The following is a 19420-nucleotide window of genomic DNA, read 5'->3' on the forward strand; positions in this document are numbered from 1 at the left end:
TAGGCTGGCGCCATGACTGCCCCCGCCGCACCGCCGGCCCACACCACCGCCCTGGTCACCGGACCCACCGCCGGGATCGGGGCGGAGTTCGCCCGCCAGCTCGCCGAACAGGGCCACAACCTGGTGCTGGTGGCCCGCGACGCCGCCCGGCTGCAGGAGAAGGCAGCAGAGCTGGAAAACCGGTACGGGATCCGTGCCGAGGTGCTCGCCGCCGACCTGACGGACGACGCCGGGGTGGCCGACGTCGTCGCCCGGCTCACCGACCCGGCACGTCCGGTGGACATCCTGGTCAACAACGCCGGAATGGGCCTGCTGCGCCCGTTCGAGGACAACGACATCGCCGAGGAAACCCGGCACCTGAAGCTGCACGTCGAGAGCGCCATGCAGCTGACGCACGCCGCCCTGCAGGGCATGCTCGGCCGGCAGTCCGGACGGATCATCAACGTGGCGAGCGTGGCCGCGTTCCTTCCCCGCGGCAGCTATTCGGCGGCGAAGGCGTGGCTGGTGAGCTTTTCCCGGTGGGCCAACCTGGCGTACTCCAAGCGCGGCGTCAACGTGACCGCGGTCTGTCCGGGTTTCACGCACACCGAGTTCCACGACCGGATGGGCATGGACAAAACGGTGGCCCCGCGGTGGATGTGGCTGCAGGCCGAGCGCGTGGTGCGGGAAGCCCTGGCCGATAACGCGCACGGCCGGGCCGTTTCCATTCCGACCAGGCGCTACAAGATACTGACTGCCGCCACGCGGATCCTCCCGGACCGGCTGGTCGCCGGGCCGCCCCGGCGCGCCAAGGAGGGATCAACCAAGTAGGGATCAACCAAGTAGGGATAAACGGGCGGAGGCTCTACCGCCGTCGGCGGATCAGGACGACCACAAGGATGCCCAGCGACGCCCCGAGGATGGTCTCCGCGGCCCGCTCGGTCACCAGCACCACAGGGTCGGCGGGCGAGGCCAGCTGTGTCATCAACAGGATCACCGGTGTGAAGGACACCATGGCCAGGCCGTAGTGCCTGGTCATAAAAAGCTCGGTGGTGAACTGCAGGACAATCACCAGGAAGGCCATCACGGCCGTCTCATGGCCGGGGAAGGCACGGAGCGGCGAGTAGTCCCACGGGAACAGCACACCGGCCACCACCACCAGGCCCATCAGGGTGCCGACGATCCGGTGCAGCCCGCGGTGGACGCTGCTGGGCATGTCGGCGCCCGCCAGCGGGACAGCGGCGGCGGCCATGGCCCAATGCGGGTGGCCGCTTCCGCTCAGGACACCGACGGCGCCGGCCGCGCCGACGGCGGTGAGATACCGGGCGGCATGGATCCCGGCCGCCCGGCCCAACGCCCCGCGCAGCGCGGGGATGTCCCGGGCGGCATCAGGATCCCAGGCCCGGCCCCGAAGCCAGCCGCCAAAACCCACGGCCATCGAGAAGGCAGCCGACAGCGCACCGATCAGGACTGCCGTATGCCAGTGCACAGTGGTGGGGACGGATGCGCAGGCGCCCAGGGCAAGAATGCCGAAAAACGGTCCGGCCGGTTTCAGCCCGGCCTTGTCGGCGAACAGGGACGCCGCCGCTGCAGCAACTGTTTCGGTGGCCACCAGCGCCCAGGAATGCAGCTGGTTGACCGAGAGGAACACGCCAACGGACAACCCGCCGACCAGCAGGACGGCGGCCTGGCCCTGGTGCTTGAGCCGCAGCTGGTGCGGCTCCGTCCGGCCGTACATGCCGGTCAGGGCGCCGAATACCGCGTAGATCATCAGGTCCGGGCGCCCCACAGCAAGGAGAACCAGCGACGGGACAGCCACGCTGAACGCCACCCGCGCAGCGGAGACGTTGTCCTTGTTGGCCGGGGCCAGGCTGTGGAGGGTGCGGAGATGCGCCTTCAGCGACTGCATGGGTGCCTCCCTTCGGGCGGGACGGATTCGCGGACAATGGGTAGCCCTGCCCGGCCGGGCACGCCTAAGGCCTGCTGTGCGTGAATCCCCCAATGGGTAATCACGCACAGCAGGCCTTGAAGGGCGGGGCTTCTAGCTACCTGGGTGAGCCGGCCGGCTCAGGATGAACCATGCCGGGCTGCCACAGCGGGCAAACTCAGGCTTTGGCAGGCACCTTTTCGGTGTCCCGCGGTGCCGCCGGATCAGCATCGGTCGTGAAGGGCATGTCCATCTCGGCGAGGTCAATCAGCGGGTTCTCGTCCTGGGTCGCGACGATTTCCTTGGCTTCGGCCTCGGAATCCACGCTGGGCATGGACCCGGGCAGGGGGCGCTGGGCCGATTCCTTGAGGAAGTAGATTGCCACGGCGCCGATCGCCGAGGTGGCCATCAGGTAGTACGCCGGCATCATGTCGTTGCCGGTGGCGCCGATGAGGGCGGCGACGATGAACGGCGTGGTGCCGCCGAAGATGGCCACGGAGAAGTTGTACGAAATGCCCATGGCGCCGTAACGGCTCGCCGTCGGGAACTGCGCCGGCAGGGCCGAGGCCAGGTTAGCCACGTAGAACGTCACCGGGAAGGCGATCAGGCCGAGGCCCATAAGGGTAGACCACACCGCGCCGATGCCGATCAGCATAAACGCCGGGATGGCCAGGACCACGGTGCTGAGTGCACCGATCCACAGCACGGGACGGCGGCCGATCCGGTCGGACAGCTTGCCGGTGAGCGGGATGCAGAGGCTCATGATGACCAGCACGGGGATGGTCAGCAGCGTTCCATGCACGGGGTCGTAGCCCTTGGAATCGGTGAGGTACGTCGGCATGTAGGAGGTCAGGGCGTAGCCTGCGGTGTTGGCTGCAGCCACCAGGATCATGGCGACAATGAGGGAACGCCAGTAGGCCTTGACGATGCCCACGGGGCCCTTCGACGCGGCGGCGTCGGAAGCAGCAGCGTCCTTGGCCTGGCTCTCCTGGGCGTCCAGGGTGGCCTGGAACTGGGGGGATTCCTCGATCTTGCTGCGGAAGTAGACCGCGATCAGGCCCAGCGGGCCGGCGACCAGGAACGGGATCCGCCAGCCCCAGTCCTCCATGGTGGCCTGGCCGAGCGTCAGCTGCAGGCCGGAGACCAGGGCGGCACCGAGGGCGAAGCCGAGGTAGCTGCCCATGTCGAGGAAGCTGGCGAAGAAGCCACGGCGCTTGTCCGGGGAGTATTCGCTCACGAAGGTTGTGGCGCCGGCGTACTCGCCGCCGGTGGAGAAGCCCTGGACGAGCTTCAGCAGGACCAGCAGGGCGGCAGCCCACATGCCGATCTGGGCGTACCCGGGCAGCAGGCCGACGGCGAAGGTGCTTGCAGCCATCAGCATCAGGGTCCAGGCGAGGACCTTCTGGCGGCCGACCTTATCGCCGAGCCAGCCGAAGATGACGCCGCCGAGGGGGCGGGCAATGAAGGTGGCGGCGAAGGTTCCGAGCAGGAACAGGGTCTGCACGCTCTTGTCCGCCTCGGGCAGGAACACCGGCCCCATGGTGGTGATCAGGTAGCCGAACACGCCGACGTCGTACCACTCCATGGTGTTACCCACGATGGTGCCGCCGAGTGCCTTTTTGAGCATCGGCTTGTCAACGACGTTGACGTCAGACTCTTTGAGTCGACGGCGCATGCGCAGTTTTGGCTTCTTGGCACCCGGGGGTGCAACTTGGTTGGTTCCGCCGGCGTTCATAACGCCTGCTGAAGAGTCGGTCGTGCTTCGGTCTGTGGGCATTTGGGCCGCTCCTATGGAGGTCATTTGCTTGCGACTTGTAGCTGCCCCGCTCTGGGCAGGCCTTCAATTTTACGTGACTTCCATGGTGTTTCCGAGTTTTGTGCCGTATGATCCGGCATTTCGGCCTCGATCGGGGCCCGGTTTGGGGGTTTCTTTTGCGGCGTTTTACCGCGCCAATACTGGGAAACACCGGCTGCCTCGGCGGCCCGCGTAAAAATTTTCCCGAAAGTGCTGTCCGCGCCCCGTTTTCGGGGCGGAAACGGGCCCCTGCGGCGCACAGGGATACCCACGGATCCGGGCAGCGCTTAAGGTGGAATCCACAGCGCACCGCTGATCACAAAGGCCAAACAAGGAGCAGAATCCATGACTGGCAACGAGACCGAAAACAGCAGCCCCGGCGGAGACCCGGCAGAGAAGCCGGAAGCACCAAAAGGGCAGGCGCCGACGGGGCAGGGTAGAGGCATCAAGTCGCGCCTCACCGACGCCCAGAAGGAAATGCTGGCCAGCAAGTCCCGCGGCGGCACCACCTCACAGAGCGTCGGCCACAGCCACAAGCCCACCCACGCCAGCGGCAAGCAGGGCCCGACGGAGAAGAAGGTCCGCTGGTAGCCCTACAGACATCACCGGCGGGCCGACCTACGATGGTTGGACACTTCATTTCACAGCGTATTTCGACGGCGCAATTCGACAGCGGAAGGAAGAGCAATGGCGGAACACCAGCCCGGAGACGACATTAATCCCGAGGTCGCCAGTCACCTGGCGGAGTCCATGGATGAGGCGCCCGGTCCCGAAACGAAACGCCCCGCCCCGCCGTCCACGGCCGGAGGCCAGCAGTGGCCGGACGGCAACGGCAAGCACCGCCACCCCAAGGAGCACGACGTCAAGCACGGCAGGCTGGCCCAGGGGGCCGCGGTGAACGCGGTCCACCGGATCACCCCGCCGGACACCCCGCACTCGGCCTGAACCACAGCGCCCGTTCGCGCCCGAGTCTCGGGCAGATTGACGCGGGAGAGGGGCACCGTTTCGATCGAACCGGTGCCCCTCTCCTGTCTCTGCTGGCAGGGCCCGCTACGGTGCCCTGCCAGTGCACCTCTTGTCAGGGACTTCCACAGCTTTTCCTCGTGGGTTCTGCTGGTGATATGACCGATTCTTTGTCCTTCCTTGATCAGAAGGTCCGATCCGGCCCGTGGCTCGCGGCCCTGCTGCTCATGCTGACCGTCTTCGGACCCATTTCCATGGATCTGTACCTTCCGGCACTTCCGGCCCTGACAGCCGAGCTTGGGGCGGAGACGTCCATGGCCCAGCTGACGGTGACCGCGTGCCTGCTGGGTCTGGCAGGGGGCCAGCTCATCGCCGGGCCAGTGTCCGACCGGTTCGGAAGGCGCAGACCGCTTCTGTTTGGGGTGGCGGCCTACGTCGTGGTGTCGGCCCTGTGCGCGGCTAGTCCAAGCGTGGAGCTGCTGATTCTTGCCCGCCTGGTCCAAGGGCTGGCCGGGGGAGTCGGCATCGTCATCGCCCAAGCAGCGGGCCGGGATGTCTACAACGGCGGCCAGCTTATTCGTTTCTACGGCCGGTTGACCGTCGTAGGCGGCTTCGCCGCCATCGTGGGGCCCCTGATCGGCGGTGCGCTCTCGGCGGTGTTGCACTGGCGCGGCCTGTTCCTTGTTCTGGCCCTCATTGGTGCGCTCATTCTCGGCAGCGTCGTTTTCGGGTTCCGCGAGACGCTACCCAAAGTGTCACGCAGTTCGGGCGGCTTTGAGCAGGTGAGGCACGACATCCGGGTATTACTCGGGGACCGCACATTCGTCGGGGCGGTTTTGGTTCAGGGATTCGTTTACGCGGCCTTGTTCGCCTACCTCAGCGGCGCCACCTACGTTCTTCAAGGCGTGTACGGTCTATCCCCCCAGCAGTACGCCATGGCATTCGGCCTGAACTCGGCCGGGTTCATGGTCTTCGGCTACCTTGCCGGGCGGTCCAGCGAAAAGTGGAGCATCAAAGGGACCCTTACGATCGGACTCGCCATGTGCGCTGTCGGAGCAGCAGGTATGCTCCTTGCCGGCCTCACGCACGTGCCCCTCGCCGTCGTGATGGCATCCTTGCTGGTGCTGGTAAGCGGCACTGCGGTCACCAGCCCGCCCTCCACCACACTGGCGCTGGCCGGTTACCCGAACATCGCCGGAGCAGCGTCATCGTTCCTGGGTGCCGCACGCTTCGCCTTCGGGGGAGTTGCCGCCCCTTTGGTCGGCCTCGCCGGAGCGCTCAGCATCCTTCCGCTCGGCTTGGTCATGGCCGTGTCGGTCATCCTCGCGGCAGTGACGGGGTTTGCTGTCCTACCGCGTTCAACACGTCGGGCGCCGTCCTCCGCCGACTCCGCAGAACCCTCGCGGGAACGAGTCGGCGCTCCCGTTGACTGACGAGAGGAATCACGCTCAGGGAACCTTGGAGCCGGGCCTGTACCCGGGCGGCGGCTACCGGCCGCCCGGGTTTTTCACTGCCCGGGGCTGGCCTTTGGCCCCACATTCTCCAGCTCCGCATTTTCCAGCACCACGTCCTTCGGTGCCTTGTCCAGGCGCCATCCGCGCCAGACGGGGTGCCGGAGCTTTCCGCTTCCGGTCCATTCCCCGAAGGTCACCTCCCCGACCAGCCGTGGCGTCACCCAGTGCGCGTCCGCGGCGTCGGCAGCCGGGACCTCCGCGAAGGGCGACGTTTTCCGCGGCAGGGCATCGAGCTGCTGGCGCAGTTCCGCCAGTTCCCGGGCGCTGAAACCGCTGCCCACCCGCCCCACGTAGCGCAGCCGGGAACCGTCCGGGATCCCCAGCAGGAGGGAACCCACGGATTGCCCGCGCCCGCCCTTACCCGGACGCCAGCCGCCCACCACCACTTCCTGCGTGCGCTCGAACTTGAGCTTGAGCCAGGACCGGCTGCGCTGCCCGACGTAGCGGCCGTCCGTGCGTTTGGCCATCACGCCCTCAAGCCCCAGCTCCTCGGCGCTTTCCAGGATGTGCCGGACGTCGCCGTCGATCACGCCCGAGAGTTCCACCGGGCAGCCGGACGGGGTGAAGAACGCCTCCAGCCGGTCCCGGCGGGTGCTGAGCGGAAGCCGGCGGAGGTCCTTGCCGCGGTCGGACAGGAGATCGAACAGCATGAGCCGCACCGGCGTCGATGCCTGCGCCTTGGCGACGTCGGCAGCCTTGGTCAGCTTCATCCGGCCCTGCAGAAGCCCGAAGTCCGGCCGTCCGGAGGGCCCGACGGCGACGATCTCGCCGTCGGCGATGAAGTCCTGGTCGGGCCAGCAGGACCGGTCCGTCAGCTCCGGGTAGGTTGCCGACATGTCCAGGCCGTTGCGGCTGACCAGGCGGACCCGCCCGGCGTCCCCGAAGACCAGGGCCCGCACTCCGTCCCATTTGAGTTCAAACTGCCAGTCCTTGTCCGGCAGGTCCGCTACCGTGCCGGCAGTGGCCAGCATCGGAGTGACGCCGGCCGGGTCCGGGGCGGCAGGCTGGCCCTCGGCGGAGGCTGCCCCGTCCGGCTCCGGGGCGGCAGGCTGGCCCTCCGCGGAGGCTGCCCCGTCCGGCTCCGGGGCGGCTGCCGGTTTTTCCTTCGGCGGCGCGGCCGGGCGGCCCTTCCCTGCGCCCTGCGGGTCCATCAGGTGGATGAGCCACTGGTCATCGGCGCGGCCGGTATGGATCAGGGCGAACCTGCGGGGGCCGGCCAGGCCGCCGTCGTCCCGGCCGGTGAGGGTGGCGATGACCTCCTTGCCCGCGATCCACTTCTCGCATTCGTAGTAGCCGCTGTCCCAGATGCTCATGGTCCCGGCGCCGTACTGGCCCTTGGGGATGGTGCCTTCGAAGTCCAGGTAGTCCAGCGGATGGTCCTCGGTCTGGACCGCGAGGTGGTTTTTGGCCTTGCTGGTGGGGACTCCCTTGGGCAGCGCCCACGACACCAGCACACCGTCGCGCTCCAGCCGGAGGTCGAAGTGCAGGCGGCTGGCGTGGTGTTCCTGGATGACGAATCTCTCGCGGAGTGGAGTGCCGCCGGTGCCGCCGCCGGCGTCCAGGCCGTGCCGCTCCGCCGTGAAAGGCTCAGGGGTGGCGGACGCGTCCCGCTTGGCGCGGTACGTCTCGAGCCGCGGGTCGGTGGCGCCGCCGTCGCCGGCTGTTTCCGCCGCTGCGCCGCCCGGGTGGCTCTCCGGCCCGGCCCCCGCCCCGCCCCTGCGGGAAATGGCAGCGAATGGATCCTTGCCCGCCTTCACCCGCTGCATGACCTCCCGGTAGTCCAGCTGGTGCAGGGACGGCGAGCTCAGTTCCCGCCAGGTCCGGGGCGCCGCGACCGTCGGCCGGAGCCGCCCGCGCAGGGAATAGGGGACGATGGTGGTTTTCGCGGCACTGTTCTGGCTCCAGTCCACCAGCACCTTGCCGGCCCGCAGGGACTTCTTCATGTCGCTGACGGCCAGGTCCGGATGGTCGGCCTCCAACGCGCGCGCCAGTTCGTGGGCGAACTCGGAAATCTGCTCGGAGCTCTGCGTGCCGTCCAAAGCGGCGTAAAGGTGGATGCCCTTGCTGCCGCTGGTCACGGGCACGGGCTCCAGCCCCACGTCCTGCAGGATGGTGCGGGCTAGCTTCGCAACCTCCACGCATTCGGCCAGCCCGGCACCCTCGCCGGGGTCCAGGTCCAGCACCAGCCGGTCCGGAGGCATCTGCTCCCCGTGGGAATCCACGCGCCACTGCGGCACATGGATCTCCAGGGACGCGATCTGCGCCAGCCAGGTGAGTGTGGCCGGATCGTTGACCAAGGGGTACTGGATGGTCCGTTCCTTGTGCGTGATGGATGCCCGCGGCACCCAGCCGGGCGTGGAATGGTCCAGGTTCTTCTGGAAAAACATCTCGCCGGGGGCCTCGGCCGTCCCTACCCCGTGCACCCAGCGTTTGCGGGTGGCCGGGCGGTTCGCGGCGGCCGGGATCAGGACCGGCGCCACCGCGGCGTAGTAGGCCAGCACGTCGGCTTTGGTGGTTCCCGTTTCCGGGTACAGGACCTTGTCCAGGTTGGTGACCACCAGTTCGCGGCCTCCGACCCGGACCCGCTCCCGTCCGCTGCCCGGTGTGGTTTCAGCCAAAAAGCTTCACCTCCCCGCAACTGTGCGGTTCACTAGATCCATGAGAGCCATCTGGAAAGGCGCGATCGCATTCGGGCTGGTCAACGTGCCCGTCAAGGTCTACAGCGCGACTGAGGACCACGACATCAGCCTGCACCAGGTCCACAACGCCGACGGCGGCCGGATCCGGTACCAGCGGCGCTGCGAGGTCTGCAGCAAGATCGTGGACTACGAGGACATCGACAAGGCCTACGAGGACGACGGCCGCACGGTGGTCCTCAGCCGCGAGGAGCTCAAATCCATTCCGGCGGAAAACAGCCATGAGATCGATGTGGTGCAGTTTGTCCCGGCCGAACAGCTCGATCCGATGATGTTCGAGAAGAGCTACTACCTTGAGCCGGACTCCAAGTCTCCCAAGGCTTACGTCCTGCTGCGCCGGGCGCTGGAGGACACCGACCGGGTGGCGATCGTCCAGTTCGCCCTGCGGGACAAGACCCGGCTGGGCGCCCTGCGGATCCGCGGGGACGTGCTGGTGCTGCAGGCGCTGCTGTGGGCGGACGAGGTGCGGGAAGCCAGCTTCCCGGCGCTGGAGACGAGCATCCGGATTTCCGCGCAGGAACGTGAGATGTCCGCGGCGCTGGTCGACTCGATGGCGGCGGATTTCGAACCGGACCAGTTCACCGACGACTACCAGCACCAGCTGCGCCAGCTCATCGAGGCGAAGCTGGAGAAGGGGGAGTCGCTGGACACGGAGGAGACCTTCGGTGCTCCGGCTGCCGAGGCAGGCAGCGGCGAGGTGATCGACCTGATGGAGGCCCTCAAGCGAAGCCTGGAGAAAAAGCGCGGGGGAGGGGCGGCGTCGGGGGAGGACGAAGCCGCACCGTCCGGAAAGACGGCCGCGACGAAGTCGACGGCAGCCAAGGCCGCTCCCAAAACCGCCAGCAAGACTGCCACCAAGACCGCTACCAAGACTCCCAGTAAGACGGCGGCGAAGTCCACTGGCACCAAGGCCCCTGCGAGGAGCGCGCGGAAGCAGGCCTGAGCAGCTCCGGGTCCGGCCGGCGGCCACCGTGATCAGGAGTTCCTGAGCGCGGAGATGAGCTCGCTTTTCTTTTTCGCCGAGTACCCCTTGAGGCCGACCTCCTTGGCGCGTTCCTTCAACTGGGCCACAGTCCAGTCCTCGTAGTCGCCGGATTTGCCGCCCTTCCGGCCCACAGCGGAGCGGCCCTTCTTGGCGGCGGCGTTGGCGATGCGGGCGGCCTTCTGTTTTGACGCGCCGTCCTCCAGGAGTGCCTCGTAGACCTCCGGGTCCTTGATGCTGGGGTTTTCGGAACCCCGCGGGGCGTTCTTCTTCGCAGGCATGGCTACCGCGGCAACGGGCCGTCGGAGCCGGCGTCGTCCACTTCGCCCTGGGCGACGGAGGCCCGCCATTCGCCCGTCTCGATCCCGCGGGATTCGATGAACTCCTTGAACCGGCCCAGGTCGGCCGTGACCTGTCGGCTGTCCGCGCCGACTGCCGAGCCGGCCTTTTCCACCAGTCCCTCGGGTTCCCATTCGAGTTCCACGTTGACCCGGGCCCGTTCGGCGCCGAGCGGTTCGAACGTCACGGTGCCGGCGTTGCGGGGCTTGTCCGTGCTGACCCAGGCGATCTTCCGGTCGGGCGTCTGCTCGGTGATCTGGGCGAGGTATTCACGCCGGACGCCGGCGATGTCGGTGCGGAACTGCAGCGAGGTCTCGTCGATCTGTTCCACCGACTCAACGCCCTTCATGAACTCGGGAAAGGTCTCAAACTGTGTCCACTGGTTGTACGCAGTGGACACCGGAACGTCGACTTCAATGCTGTGCTGCACGGTTGCCACGGGGCGTCTCCTCTGTTCGGAACTGGTCCTGCGGCAGGCCACTGGCGGTGGTGCCGCGGTGTCCAAACTATCGGCGCCGCCGGGCCGTGACAAGCATTTACTAAGTTTGCTGACAAATTCCGGGAGTGCCCGGGTTTTGACCGGACGCAAAAGCCCGGCCGCCCCTTTGCAGGGTGCGGCCGGGCTTTTTGTGCCGGCGGCAGGGCCGGGGGCGGTGACGCTATTCGGCGTCGTGGTCCGTTTCGAGGATCTGGACCAGGCGCTCCAGGGCGGCGTCGGCGCCGTCGCCCTCGGCGCGCAGCACCACGACCTCGCCGTGGGAGGCGCCCAGGCTCATGAGGGACAGGATGCTGGCGGCGTCCATGGCCTCGTCGACCGGTTCGCCCAGCCGGGCAATGGTGATCTCGAGATCGAACTCGCCCGCAGCCTCGGCGAAGATGGCGGCCGGGCGGGCGTGCAGCCCGACGCGGCTGGCAATAGTGGCGTTACGTTCGGTCATTGTTGCTCCTTGGTTGTGCGTGGGGACTGTCAGCTGGGGACGGTTTTGCGGACGGCTCAGGCGGCTACGGGAACCTGCTCCACCGTATCAACCGGCTTCCTGACTGCGTAGCGCTTGAGGCCGATGACGGCGAAGGCGGTGACGACGGTTCCGGCCGCGATGGCCACAACGAACATCAGGAAGTTGTCGATGGCGAAGAAGACGAAGATGCCGCCATGCGGGGCCTTCGATCCCACTCCGGCTGCCATCGAGATGGCGCCCGTCACGGCTCCGCCGAGCATGCTGGCGGGAATGACGCGCAGCGGGTCGGCTGCGGCGAACGGGATGGCGCCTTCGGAGATGAAGGAGGCTCCCAGCAGCCAGGCGGCCTTGCCGTTTTCCTGCTCCGCCAGGCTGAAGAGCCGCTTGTTCAGCACGGTGGAGGCGAGGGCCATGGCCAGCGGCGGAACCATGCCTGCGGCCATAACGGCCGCCATGATCTGCCACGGGGCCTGGTTTTCGATCGTTGCTGCTCCGAGGCCGGCGACGGCGAAGGCGTAGGCAACCTTGTTGACCGGTCCGCCGAGGTCGAAGCACATCATCAGGCCGAGGATAACGCCGAGGGCGATGGCGCTGGCGCCGGTGAGGCTGTTCAGCCAGTCGTTGAGGCCCACGGTGATGGCGGCGATCGGGCCGCCCAGGACGAGGAACATCAGGCCGGATGCGACGAGGGATGCCACGAGCGGGATGATGACCACCGGCATCAGGCCGCGCAGCCAGCGGGGGACGCTGAGCTGGCCGATGGCGTGTGCCGTGTAGCCGGCCAGCAGGCCGCCGACGATGCCGCCGAGGAAGCCGGCGCCCATGAATCCGGCCACGGCGCCGGTGACGAAGCCGGGGGCGATGCCCGGCCGGTCAGCCAGGGCGAACGCGATGTAGCCGGACAGTGCCGGGACGAGGAAGCCGAGCGACAGTGCGCCGATCTTGAACATCACGGCACCCAGGTACGCGCCCAGCGGGCCCCAGGCCAGTTCAGGGTACTCGGTAGGCAGATTGGTGAGCGTGTTCTCCGTCAGGATCTTGTCCGCAAAGGCAGTGATGTCGTAACCGCCCAACAGGAAGCCGAGGGCGATCAGCAGACCGCCGCCTGCCACGAACGGGATCATGTAGCTGACACCCGTGAGCAGCGCCTTCTTCAGCCTGGTGCCGAAGTGCTCGCCTTTTTCCTCGGCCGCCTGCTGGGCCTGGTCCTCGCCGAAGTGCGGGACGCGGCGGGCGTTGGGATTGTCCGCCGCGGCGAGGGCCTCCTGGACCATCTTGTCCGGTTCGTCGATGCCGCGCTTGACCGGTGCGTTGATGACCGGCATGCCGGCGAAACGCTCTTTGCCGCGCACGTCGACGTCCACAGCGAAGATCACGGCGTCGGCCGCCGCGATTACGGCCGGGTCCAGCGCCTTGGCGCCGGAGGACCCCTGCGTCTCGACCTGCAGGTCGACGCCGGCTTCCTTGGCTGCGGCCACCAGCGAATCCGCGGCCATGTAGGTGTGGGCGATGCCGGTGGGGCAGGCGGTCACGGCGACGAGGCGCTTGGGACGGGCTGCCGCGGCCGACTCGGCCCCGGCCGGGGCGGCAGCCGCCGCGCCGGCTGCGGCTGTTGCTGTGGCCGCTGCAGGAGCTGCCGCGGCAGGCTTGTCCGCGAGGGCGCCCTCGACCAGTTCAACGACCTCGGCCTCCGAGCCGGCGGCGCGGAGCGCGGCGGTGAAGTCCTTTTTGATCAGCGAACGGGCCAGCTTGGAGAGCAGCTTCAGGTGCTCCTGGTCCGCGCCTTCGGGGGCCGCGATGAAGAAGATCAGGTCCGCGGGGCCGTCCTTGGCGCCGAAGTCCACCGGCTGGGACAGCCGGGCCATCGCGAGCGTCGGTTCGGTCACCGCCGTCGAGCGGCAGTGCGGGATGGCGATGCCGCCGGGAACGCCGGTGGCGGTCTTGGACTCCCGGGCGAACGCGTCGGCGAACAGGCCCTCGACTTCGGTGGCGCGTCCGTTGGCCGCAACCCTGCCTGCCAGGTGCCGGATTACGTCCTCGGGCGAGCTGCCCAGGTTCTGGTCGAGCTCGACCAGTTCGGTAGTTATGAGCTGAGACACTGTCAATCCTTCCGGAGGGCCGTGATGGTTACGGCATCAGGGGTGGTTTGGTGGACTGCCGGGACTGTGGAGCCCGGCAGCGAAGCGGCGGCGGCACCGTGGGCCACAGCCTGGCGGAGGCAATCGGCCGGGGCGGCGCCCTGGCTGGAGGCGAGCAGGTAGCCGGCCAGCGACGAATCGCCGGCGCCTACCGTGCTCACCGCAGTGACCGGCGGGTGCGTGGCCAGCCACGCGCCGTCGGCCGTCACAAGCACCGCACCCTTGGAGCCGAGCGTGGCCAGCACGGCCCCCACTCCGGAACGCACGACGGCGGCGGCGGCCGCTGCGGCAGCCTCCGGATCCGCTTCGAGTTCCTCGGCGGATTTGTGCGTGGCGAATCCGGCTGCGGCAGCCAGTTCCACCAGTTCCTCGGCGTTGGGTTTGATGAGGTCCGGCGTCCCCTGCGTTCCGCCGGCAACCGCGGCGGCGAGGGGTTCGCCGGAGGAGTCGACGGCGATGAGGGGAGCCTCGTTGCCGTGATCCATGGTGCGCAGCCGCCGGGTGACGGTGGCGTAGAAGTCGGCCGGGACCCCGGGTGGGAGCGATCCGGCCAGCACAACCCAGCTGGCGCCGCGGGAGCGGTCCAGCAGCAGCCCGATCAGGGCTTCCTGCTGCTCCGCGCTCAGCACCGGGCCGGGTTCGTTGATCTTGGTGGTGACACCGCCGGGCTCGGTGAGGGCCACGTTGCTGCGCAGCGGCTCACCGATCGGAAGGGCGGAGAACGGGACGTCGCCGGCGCGGAGCCCGGCGAGGACGGGGTCCGCTTCGGCTCCGGGGAGCACGGCCACCGTGGTCAGGCCGGAGGCGACCAGTGCGCGGGAGACGTTGACTCCCTTGCCGCCGGATTCCTGCCGGACAGAGACGGCCCGCTGGACCTCGCCGCGGAGCAGAGGCCCGGGCAGAGCCACGGTGCGGTCCAGGCTCGGGTTGGCGGTCAGGGTGACGATCATGCGACCACCACCTCAACGCCGGCGTCCGCGAGGGCGTCGGCCAGGTCCTGGCTGGGTTTCGTGTCAGTGATCAAGGCGTCCAGATCTTTCAACGAGGCGAACTGGACCAGGGTTTCGGTGTCCAGCTTGGAGGCATCAGCCAGCACCACAATGCGGCGCGCTGATTGGACGAAGGCAGCCTTGACAGCGGCTTCTTCAGGATCGGGAGTGCTCAGCCCGAAGGCTGCGTGGATGCCGTTGGTGCCGATAAAGGCGATGTCCGGGCGGATCCGGCGGGCGGCCTCCACGGTGGACTGGCCGACGGCGGCCTGCGTGATGCCGCGGACTTTGCCGCCCAGCATGTGCAGGGCGATGCCGGGTTCGCCGGAGAGCCGCACCGCGACGGGCAGGGAGTGGGTGATGACCACGAGCTCGGAGGCTGGCCCCGAGGCGGGGGTGGCGGCGGCCGTCCGGGCGGCCAGGAGTTCAGCCAGGGCCTCAGTGGTGGAGCCGGCGTCGACCAGGATGCTGCCGGTGCCGTCCTGCGGGATGAGTGCGAGGGCGGCCTGGGCGATCCGGGTTTTTTCCGGCTGCCGCTGGTCGGTGCGGACCAGGATGCTTTCCTCGGTGGTGCTGAAGCGGTCCGGGGACACTGCTCCGCCGTGGACCCGGCGGACGCTGCCGGCGGCTTCAAGGGCGGCAAGGTCCCGGCGGACGGTTTCCGTAGTGATGCTGAAACGCTCGGCGAGGTCCGTGACGCTGGCGCGGCCACTGGCAGTAACGAGCCCAACAATCAGCTGTTGGCGTTCCTCGGCGAACACTGGCTCTCCTTTGTGTCAGTCCTGCGGGCCTTTCGCCACCTCCGTGATAGCCATCACATGAAGTGGAGTTGATTGACTTTATCTTTGAATCTGTGGCTTTGTCAATGAAAAACAACATGAACGCAGAAACCTCACCGCACCCCCAGGGGGACATGCCCATTTTTCGCGCCGTGCAATGCGCATGTTGGCACTATGTCCGTGGGTGGCTGCGCAGGCTGGACATGTGCCGCGGGCCGGGAGGTGAGCCTGTGGACATGTCCAGTCTTTGTGTTGGGCGGTGCGCATGTTGGCGGCGCTGTGTCCGCGCGTGGCCGCGAAGGCTGGACATGCGCCGCGGAGCCGGTGGTGAGCCGGAGGACATGTCCATTTTTCAAGCAGGCCTGGCTCCGGGAGCGGAGGGCATGTCCAGTCTTTGTGCTGGGCATTGCGCATGTTGGCACTATGTCCGCAGGTGGCTGCGGAGGCTGGGCATGTGCCGCGGGCCGGGGTGGAAATGGAGAGGAAACGCCGCACGCCGGGCCAGACGTGATGTCCGGCCCGGCGTGCGGGTCGTTGCTGCGGCGTTTCGTGGAGCATTGCCGCGCTGGGGGACTAGATGCCGGCGTCGCGGCTCTCGTTCCGGGTGATGGTCTCGCCGGTGTTGGGGTCCACGACGGAGCGGGTCTCGCTGACCCGGCGCGTGCGGCTGCGTCCGGGGGAGGCCAGGACCAGGGAAGCGATGAGTCCGATCACGCCCACCACCATCAGGATGTAGCCGACCATGGTCTGGTCCACGTTGGGGATCAGCCCGGGGGCAATGGCCCAGGCCAGAATGGCGCCGAGGGCGATGAGGAAGATGGAGGAACCGATTCTCATGACTTGCTCCTTGTGTCCGATGGACGGATAGGTATTGCTAAGCATGCTGTCCAGCGTCACGCTACAGCCCGGTGCGGGTTGTTTCAACGATTTAAGCGGCGCCACTCCGGCCAGTTTTCGCACGTCAAACTGTTTTTCGCGGCGGTTCCGGACAGCCGCGGACCGGATCAGGGGTGCGGGTGTCCGTTTCCGCAGCGGATCCCCGACGTCGGACCCGGTCGGCGCGGCGGAAACGGGCGGCACGTACTCTTGAAAGGGAGCGCCGCGTCAGCCCGGTGCCTGCCGTTTAACCCCACCCCACAGCCCCGCCCGCACCGCCCGCCAGTTCCGCCCTGAACCCGACCGCACACCCGCCGCGGGCCCCGGGCCACACGGCGGACCACACAGAAATACCGGTACCCATGCCTGAAGCTTCCCCGAGAGTTGTTGTCACCGGACTGGGCGCGGTGACCCCCGTCGGCGGAACCGCGGCGGAAACCTGGGCCTCCATGCTGGCCGGGCGCTCCGGAATCGCAGCGCTCGACGCGGACTGGGCGCAGGACCTGCCCGTCCGCATGGCCGGCCGGGTACTCGCCGACGTCGCCTCGCAGCTCACCACCCCCGAGTTCAAGCGGATGGACCGCTGCGGGCACCTGGCGCTGGTGGCCGCGCGGGAAGCGTGGGCCCAGGCCGGCCGCCCGCAGGCCGACCCGGAGCGCCTCGCCGTGGTGATCGGCTCCGGCTACGGCGGCCTGGACACCACCCTGGAGCAGACCCGGACGCTGGACGCCAGCGGCCCCCGCCGGGTCTCCCCGCACACCCTCACCCGGATCATGGCCAACGCCCCCGCGGCCTGGGTGTCGATCGACGTCGGGGCCCGGGGCGGGGCACGGACCCCGGTCAGCGCCTGCGCCTCGGGCGCGGAAGCCATCTCCCAGGCCGCCGACATGATCCGGGCCGGCGCCGCGGACGTGGTGATCGCGGGCGGCGTGGATTCCTGCATCAACGGCCTCATCCTCAGCGGATTCGCGCAGATCCGGGCCCTGTCCACACGCAACACCGACCCGCAGTCCGCCTCGCGGCCCTTCGACCGGGACCGGGACGGATTCGTGCTGGCCGAGGGCGCCGCGGTGCTGGTCCTCGAACGTGAAGACCACGCACTGGCCCGCGGGGCCGACATCCTCGGCGTGGTGGCCGGCACCGCCGTGACGTCCGACGCCGTCGACATCGTCGCCGCCGACCCGGCCATGCAGCGCCGGGTCATGGAAAAAGCGATCGCGGCCGCGGGCCTGGAACCGCACGACATCGGCCTGGTCCACGCCCACGCGACGTCCACCCCGGTGGGTGACCGCCTGGAGGCGGAGGCCATCAACGCCGTGCTCGGCAACCAGGTTCCGGTCACGTCCACCAAATCCCTCACCGGCCATCTTCTGGGCGGCGCGGGCGCGCTCGGCGCCGTCGTTATGGTCCAGGCCCTGCGGACCGGGGCGCTTCCCGGAACCACCAACCTTGACGAACCCGGCGAGGGAATCGACCTCAACCTCGTCCGGACAACAGCCACAGGCCTGCCCGCGACGGCGGGCATCGCCAACGCGTTCGGGTTCGGCGGGCACAGCACCGCGCTGGTGATCACCGGAAGCTAGGCTGTTCCGATGGAGACTGTGGTCTGGTCCAAGCCGGAACATGAACGCGCCGGCACCCCGCTGCTGGTCATGATGCACGGCTACGGCCGGGATGAATCCCGGATGGCGCAGCTGTTCGACGCCGTGCCGCCGGAGTTCACCTGCGCAGCCGTCCGCGGCCCCAAGGTCATTGGCGACGGTTACGGCTGGTTCCTGCTGGACTACTTCCTGACCCATGACTTCGCCGACGTCATCTCCTCCAGCAACGCGGTTTTCGCTTGGATCGAATCGGTCAAGGCCCAGCACAGCAGCGTCAGCCTGTTCGGCTACTCGCAGGGCATGGCCATGGCCACCACCCTGCTGCGGCTGCGGCCCGCCCAGTTCCGCGCCGCCGTAGGGCTGTCCGGCTTTGTCCTGGAGAACGAACTGCTGGCCATGAGCGAAACGTTTGAGTCCCGGCCGCCCTTCTTCTGGGGCCGCGACCGGGACGACGTGGTGATCAACGACGCCGCCACGGAGCACACCGAGGAGTGGCTCCACGAGCACACGCAGCTCACGGCGAGGACCTATCCCGGGATGGGCCACGCCATTTCCAAGGCAGAAATGGTCGACGTCGGCGCGTTCCTCCGCCACTACGTCCTGCGCCCGGACAACTGACCTCGGACAACTGACCCGGTCCGCCAGGGCCAAACGGCCTGATCCCGTTTTGTCCACTTGCGCGCGAATTTTGTAAGCGTTTACACTCAACGTGGCCATCATTCCGGCCCGCGACTACAGGGGGAAGAAAGGGCTGGGCCCGTGCAGCAGGCCAAGGCGCCGCGCGCCACCATCCAGGACGTCGCCGCGCTCTCCGGGCTCTCCGGGCTCTCCATCTGCACCGTCTCGCGGGCTCTCCGCAATCTTCCGAACGTCTCCGCCGCCGCCCGGGCCAAAGTCAGTGACGCCGCGGACAAACTCGGGTACCGCGCCTCCCCGGCCGCCTCCCGGCTGGCCGGCGGCAGCACCGGCTCCGTGGCCATCATCACCCCCACCGCCACTGCCTGGTTTTTCGCCCAGGCCGTGGAAGCGGCGGAGGAAGTGCTGGCCGACGGCGGCTACGACACGGTCCTGATCTCCCTCCGGAACCGGCCCAGCGTGCGCAGCAAACTCTTCGGTGACCTCGCCGGGCTTTCCCAGCGCGTGGACGGGGTCCTGCTGCTCAATATCGCCCTGAGCGAACCCGAAATGGACGCTCTCGCGGGTCGGGGCTGGCCGTGGCCAGCGTCGGCATGCAGGGGGTGCCCTGGGACAACGTCGGCATCAACGACGCCGGCGCGGCGCGCGCGGCCACGGAACACCTGCTGGGCCTGGGCCACTGGGACCTGGCCATGCTCGCCGACACTGAAACGGGCGAGCCGACCCTGGTCACGGCCACGGAGCGGCTGCGGGGTTTTGAGGAAACGCTCGCCGCCCATGACCTGACGGTTGATCCGGATCTGGTGCTGCGGGCCGGGTCCAGCATCGAGGGCGGCCGCCGGGCCATGATCGAGCTCCTCGACAACCGCCGGATGCCCTCCGCGATCCTCGCCGGCTGCGACGAAACAGCCTTCGGCGCCCTCATGGCCATGCGGGATCTCGGTTTGTCTGCGCCCAAAAACGTGTCCATCATAGGAATAGACGATCATCAGATGAGCTGTTTCCTGGGATTGAGCACCATCTCCCAGCCAGTGGCCGACCAGGGCGCGTTCGCGGCCAACCTGCTAATTGACCGGCTCCACCGCCCGGGACCTCCGCATCCCCCGTCCCGCCACGAGCTGGAGACCAAGCTGATCGAGCGCAAGAGCACCCGCCGCCGGCGCTGACCGGCGCCCGGTGCGGACCGCCGCCGCAACCCAGCCCCGCCGGAGTGGCGCCGCCGCCCGCCCCCCAAAATTTGCCAAGCC

The 19420-nt window shown here is 68.3% G+C and carries 18 protein-coding genes and 1 pseudogene; 9 read left to right on the top strand and 10 right to left on the bottom strand.

The features are described from left to right. Positions 1–12: 12 nt before the first annotated feature. On the top strand, positions 13–810 hold the full coding sequence (locus AR539_RS03450) for an SDR family NAD(P)-dependent oxidoreductase (RefSeq protein WP_066432568.1): 798 nt from the start codon (positions 13–15) through the stop codon (positions 808–810). 34 nt (positions 811–844) lie between these two features. Here AR539_RS03450 and AR539_RS03455 read toward each other — a convergent pair whose 3' ends face one another. Together AR539_RS03455 and AR539_RS03460 are read right to left on the bottom strand one after the other, a co-directional pair. Continuing rightward, on the bottom strand, positions 845–1888 hold the full coding sequence (locus AR539_RS03455; RefSeq protein ID WP_066432570.1) for an FUSC family protein: 1044 nt from the start codon (positions 1886–1888) through the stop codon (positions 845–847). Between the two features lie 196 nt (positions 1889–2084). Continuing rightward, a complete protein-coding gene (locus AR539_RS03460; RefSeq protein WP_066432571.1) occupies positions 2085–3683 on the bottom strand; it encodes an MFS transporter in 1599 nt (532 codons plus the stop codon). Between the two features lie 363 nt (positions 3684–4046). Here AR539_RS03460 and AR539_RS03465 point away from each other — a divergent pair, with 363 nt between their 5' ends. The 3 genes from AR539_RS03465 to AR539_RS03475 all read left to right on the top strand — a co-directional run bounded on the left by AR539_RS03465 (position 4047) and on the right by AR539_RS03475 (position 6097). Beyond that, positions 4047–4292: a hypothetical protein gene (locus AR539_RS03465; protein ID WP_066432573.1), complete on the top strand. Its 246-nt coding sequence runs from the start codon at positions 4047–4049 to the stop codon at positions 4290–4292. A gap of 96 nt (positions 4293–4388) precedes the next feature. Then, positions 4389–4646, top strand: coding sequence for a hypothetical protein (locus AR539_RS03470; protein WP_066432576.1), 258 nt, complete (start codon positions 4389–4391; stop codon positions 4644–4646). Between the two features lie 176 nt (positions 4647–4822). Next, on the top strand, positions 4823–6097 hold the full coding sequence (locus AR539_RS03475) for a multidrug effflux MFS transporter (protein WP_066432578.1): 1275 nt from the start codon (positions 4823–4825) through the stop codon (positions 6095–6097). 74 nt (positions 6098–6171) lie between these two features. Here the strand turns inward: AR539_RS03475 and AR539_RS03480 are convergent, their stop codons facing one another. Further along, positions 6172–8796, bottom strand: a complete 2625-nt coding sequence (locus AR539_RS03480) for an ATP-dependent DNA ligase (RefSeq protein WP_082699170.1) — start codon at positions 8794–8796, stop codon at positions 6172–6174. A 40-nt stretch (positions 8797–8836) separates the two neighbouring features. On the opposite strand from AR539_RS03480, the gene ku reads away from it, so the two are divergent. Beyond that, positions 8837–9817, top strand: coding sequence for a non-homologous end joining protein Ku (gene ku / locus AR539_RS03485; RefSeq protein ID WP_066432580.1), 981 nt, complete (start codon positions 8837–8839; stop codon positions 9815–9817). Positions 9818–9849: 32 nt separating this feature from the next. Here ku and AR539_RS03490 read toward each other — a convergent pair whose 3' ends face one another. From AR539_RS03490 to AR539_RS03520, 7 genes are all read right to left on the bottom strand, one after another. Continuing rightward, complete coding sequence (locus tag AR539_RS03490) at positions 9850–10137, bottom strand: DUF7218 family protein (protein WP_066432582.1); 288 nt, start codon at positions 10135–10137, stop codon at positions 9850–9852. A 2-nt stretch (positions 10138–10139) separates the two neighbouring features. After that, positions 10140–10634: an SRPBCC family protein gene (locus tag AR539_RS03495; RefSeq protein WP_066432584.1), complete on the bottom strand. Its 495-nt coding sequence runs from the start codon at positions 10632–10634 to the stop codon at positions 10140–10142. A 220-nt stretch (positions 10635–10854) separates the two neighbouring features. Then, positions 10855–11133, bottom strand: a complete 279-nt coding sequence (locus AR539_RS03500) for an HPr family phosphocarrier protein (protein ID WP_056428072.1) — start codon at positions 11131–11133, stop codon at positions 10855–10857. A 56-nt stretch (positions 11134–11189) separates the two neighbouring features. Then, positions 11190–13253, bottom strand: coding sequence for a PTS fructose transporter subunit IIABC (locus AR539_RS03505; RefSeq protein WP_066432586.1), 2064 nt, complete (start codon positions 13251–13253; stop codon positions 11190–11192). 2 nt (positions 13254–13255) lie between these two features. Continuing rightward, positions 13256–14242, bottom strand: a complete 987-nt coding sequence (locus AR539_RS03510; protein ID WP_066432588.1) for a 1-phosphofructokinase family hexose kinase — start codon at positions 14240–14242, stop codon at positions 13256–13258. Further along, the gene (locus AR539_RS03515; protein ID WP_066432590.1) at positions 14239–15042 is read right to left on the bottom strand and encodes a DeoR/GlpR family DNA-binding transcription regulator; all 804 of its coding nucleotides are present in this window, start codon (positions 15040–15042) and stop codon (positions 14239–14241) included. The genes AR539_RS03510 and AR539_RS03515 overlap by 4 nt, the downstream gene beginning before the upstream one ends. Before the next feature lie 591 nt (positions 15043–15633). Then, positions 15634–15897, bottom strand: coding sequence for a DUF6458 family protein (locus tag AR539_RS03520; RefSeq protein WP_066433102.1), 264 nt, complete (start codon positions 15895–15897; stop codon positions 15634–15636). Between the two features lie 401 nt (positions 15898–16298). Here AR539_RS03520 and AR539_RS03525 point away from each other — a divergent pair, with 401 nt between their 5' ends. The 4 genes and pseudogenes from AR539_RS03525 (at position 16299) to AR539_RS19640 (ending at position 19339) form a co-directional block, all read left to right on the top strand. Next, on the top strand, positions 16299–17519 hold the full coding sequence (locus tag AR539_RS03525) for a beta-ketoacyl-[acyl-carrier-protein] synthase family protein (protein ID WP_066432591.1): 1221 nt from the start codon (positions 16299–16301) through the stop codon (positions 17517–17519). A gap of 9 nt (positions 17520–17528) precedes the next feature. Then, on the top strand, positions 17529–18155 hold the full coding sequence (locus AR539_RS03530; RefSeq protein ID WP_066432592.1) for an alpha/beta hydrolase: 627 nt from the start codon (positions 17529–17531) through the stop codon (positions 18153–18155). Positions 18156–18296: 141 nt separating this feature from the next. Next, positions 18297–18404 (top strand): annotated as a pseudogene (locus AR539_RS19635) (hypothetical protein); the annotation flags it as partial. A gap of 347 nt (positions 18405–18751) precedes the next feature. Next, a complete protein-coding gene (locus tag AR539_RS19640) occupies positions 18752–19339 on the top strand; it encodes a substrate-binding domain-containing protein (RefSeq protein ID WP_231728473.1) in 588 nt (195 codons plus the stop codon). Positions 19340–19420: the final 81 nt, after the last annotated feature.

It is taken from the genome of Arthrobacter sp. EPSL27, assembly GCF_001512305.1.
GTDB lineage: Bacteria > Actinomycetota > Actinomycetes > Actinomycetales > Micrococcaceae > Arthrobacter.

Coding starts and splice junctions, on each gene's coding strand:
- AR539_RS03450 (WP_066432568.1), top strand. CDS start 13: ATGACTGCCCCCGCCGCACCGCCGGCCCACACCACCGCCCTGGTCACC.
- AR539_RS03455 (WP_066432570.1), bottom strand. CDS start 1,888: ATGCAGTCGCTGAAGGCGCATCTCCGCACCCTCCACAGCCTGGCCCCG.
- AR539_RS03460 (WP_066432571.1), bottom strand. CDS start 3,683: ATGCCCACAGACCGAAGCACGACCGACTCTTCAGCAGGCGTTATGAAC.
- AR539_RS03465 (WP_066432573.1), top strand. CDS start 4,047: ATGACTGGCAACGAGACCGAAAACAGCAGCCCCGGCGGAGACCCGGCA.
- AR539_RS03470 (WP_066432576.1), top strand. CDS start 4,389: ATGGCGGAACACCAGCCCGGAGACGACATTAATCCCGAGGTCGCCAGT.
- AR539_RS03475 (WP_066432578.1), top strand. CDS start 4,823: ATGACCGATTCTTTGTCCTTCCTTGATCAGAAGGTCCGATCCGGCCCG.
- ku (WP_066432580.1), top strand. CDS start 8,837: ATGAGAGCCATCTGGAAAGGCGCGATCGCATTCGGGCTGGTCAACGTG.
- AR539_RS03490 (WP_066432582.1), bottom strand. CDS start 10,137: ATGCCTGCGAAGAAGAACGCCCCGCGGGGTTCCGAAAACCCCAGCATC.
- AR539_RS03500 (WP_056428072.1), bottom strand. CDS start 11,133: ATGACCGAACGTAACGCCACTATTGCCAGCCGCGTCGGGCTGCACGCC.
- AR539_RS03510 (WP_066432588.1), bottom strand. CDS start 14,242: ATGATCGTCACCCTGACCGCCAACCCGAGCCTGGACCGCACCGTGGCT.
- AR539_RS03520 (WP_066433102.1), bottom strand. CDS start 15,897: ATGAGAATCGGTTCCTCCATCTTCCTCATCGCCCTCGGCGCCATTCTG.
- AR539_RS03525 (WP_066432591.1), top strand. CDS start 16,299: ATGCCTGAAGCTTCCCCGAGAGTTGTTGTCACCGGACTGGGCGCGGTG.
- AR539_RS03530 (WP_066432592.1), top strand. CDS start 17,529: ATGGAGACTGTGGTCTGGTCCAAGCCGGAACATGAACGCGCCGGCACC.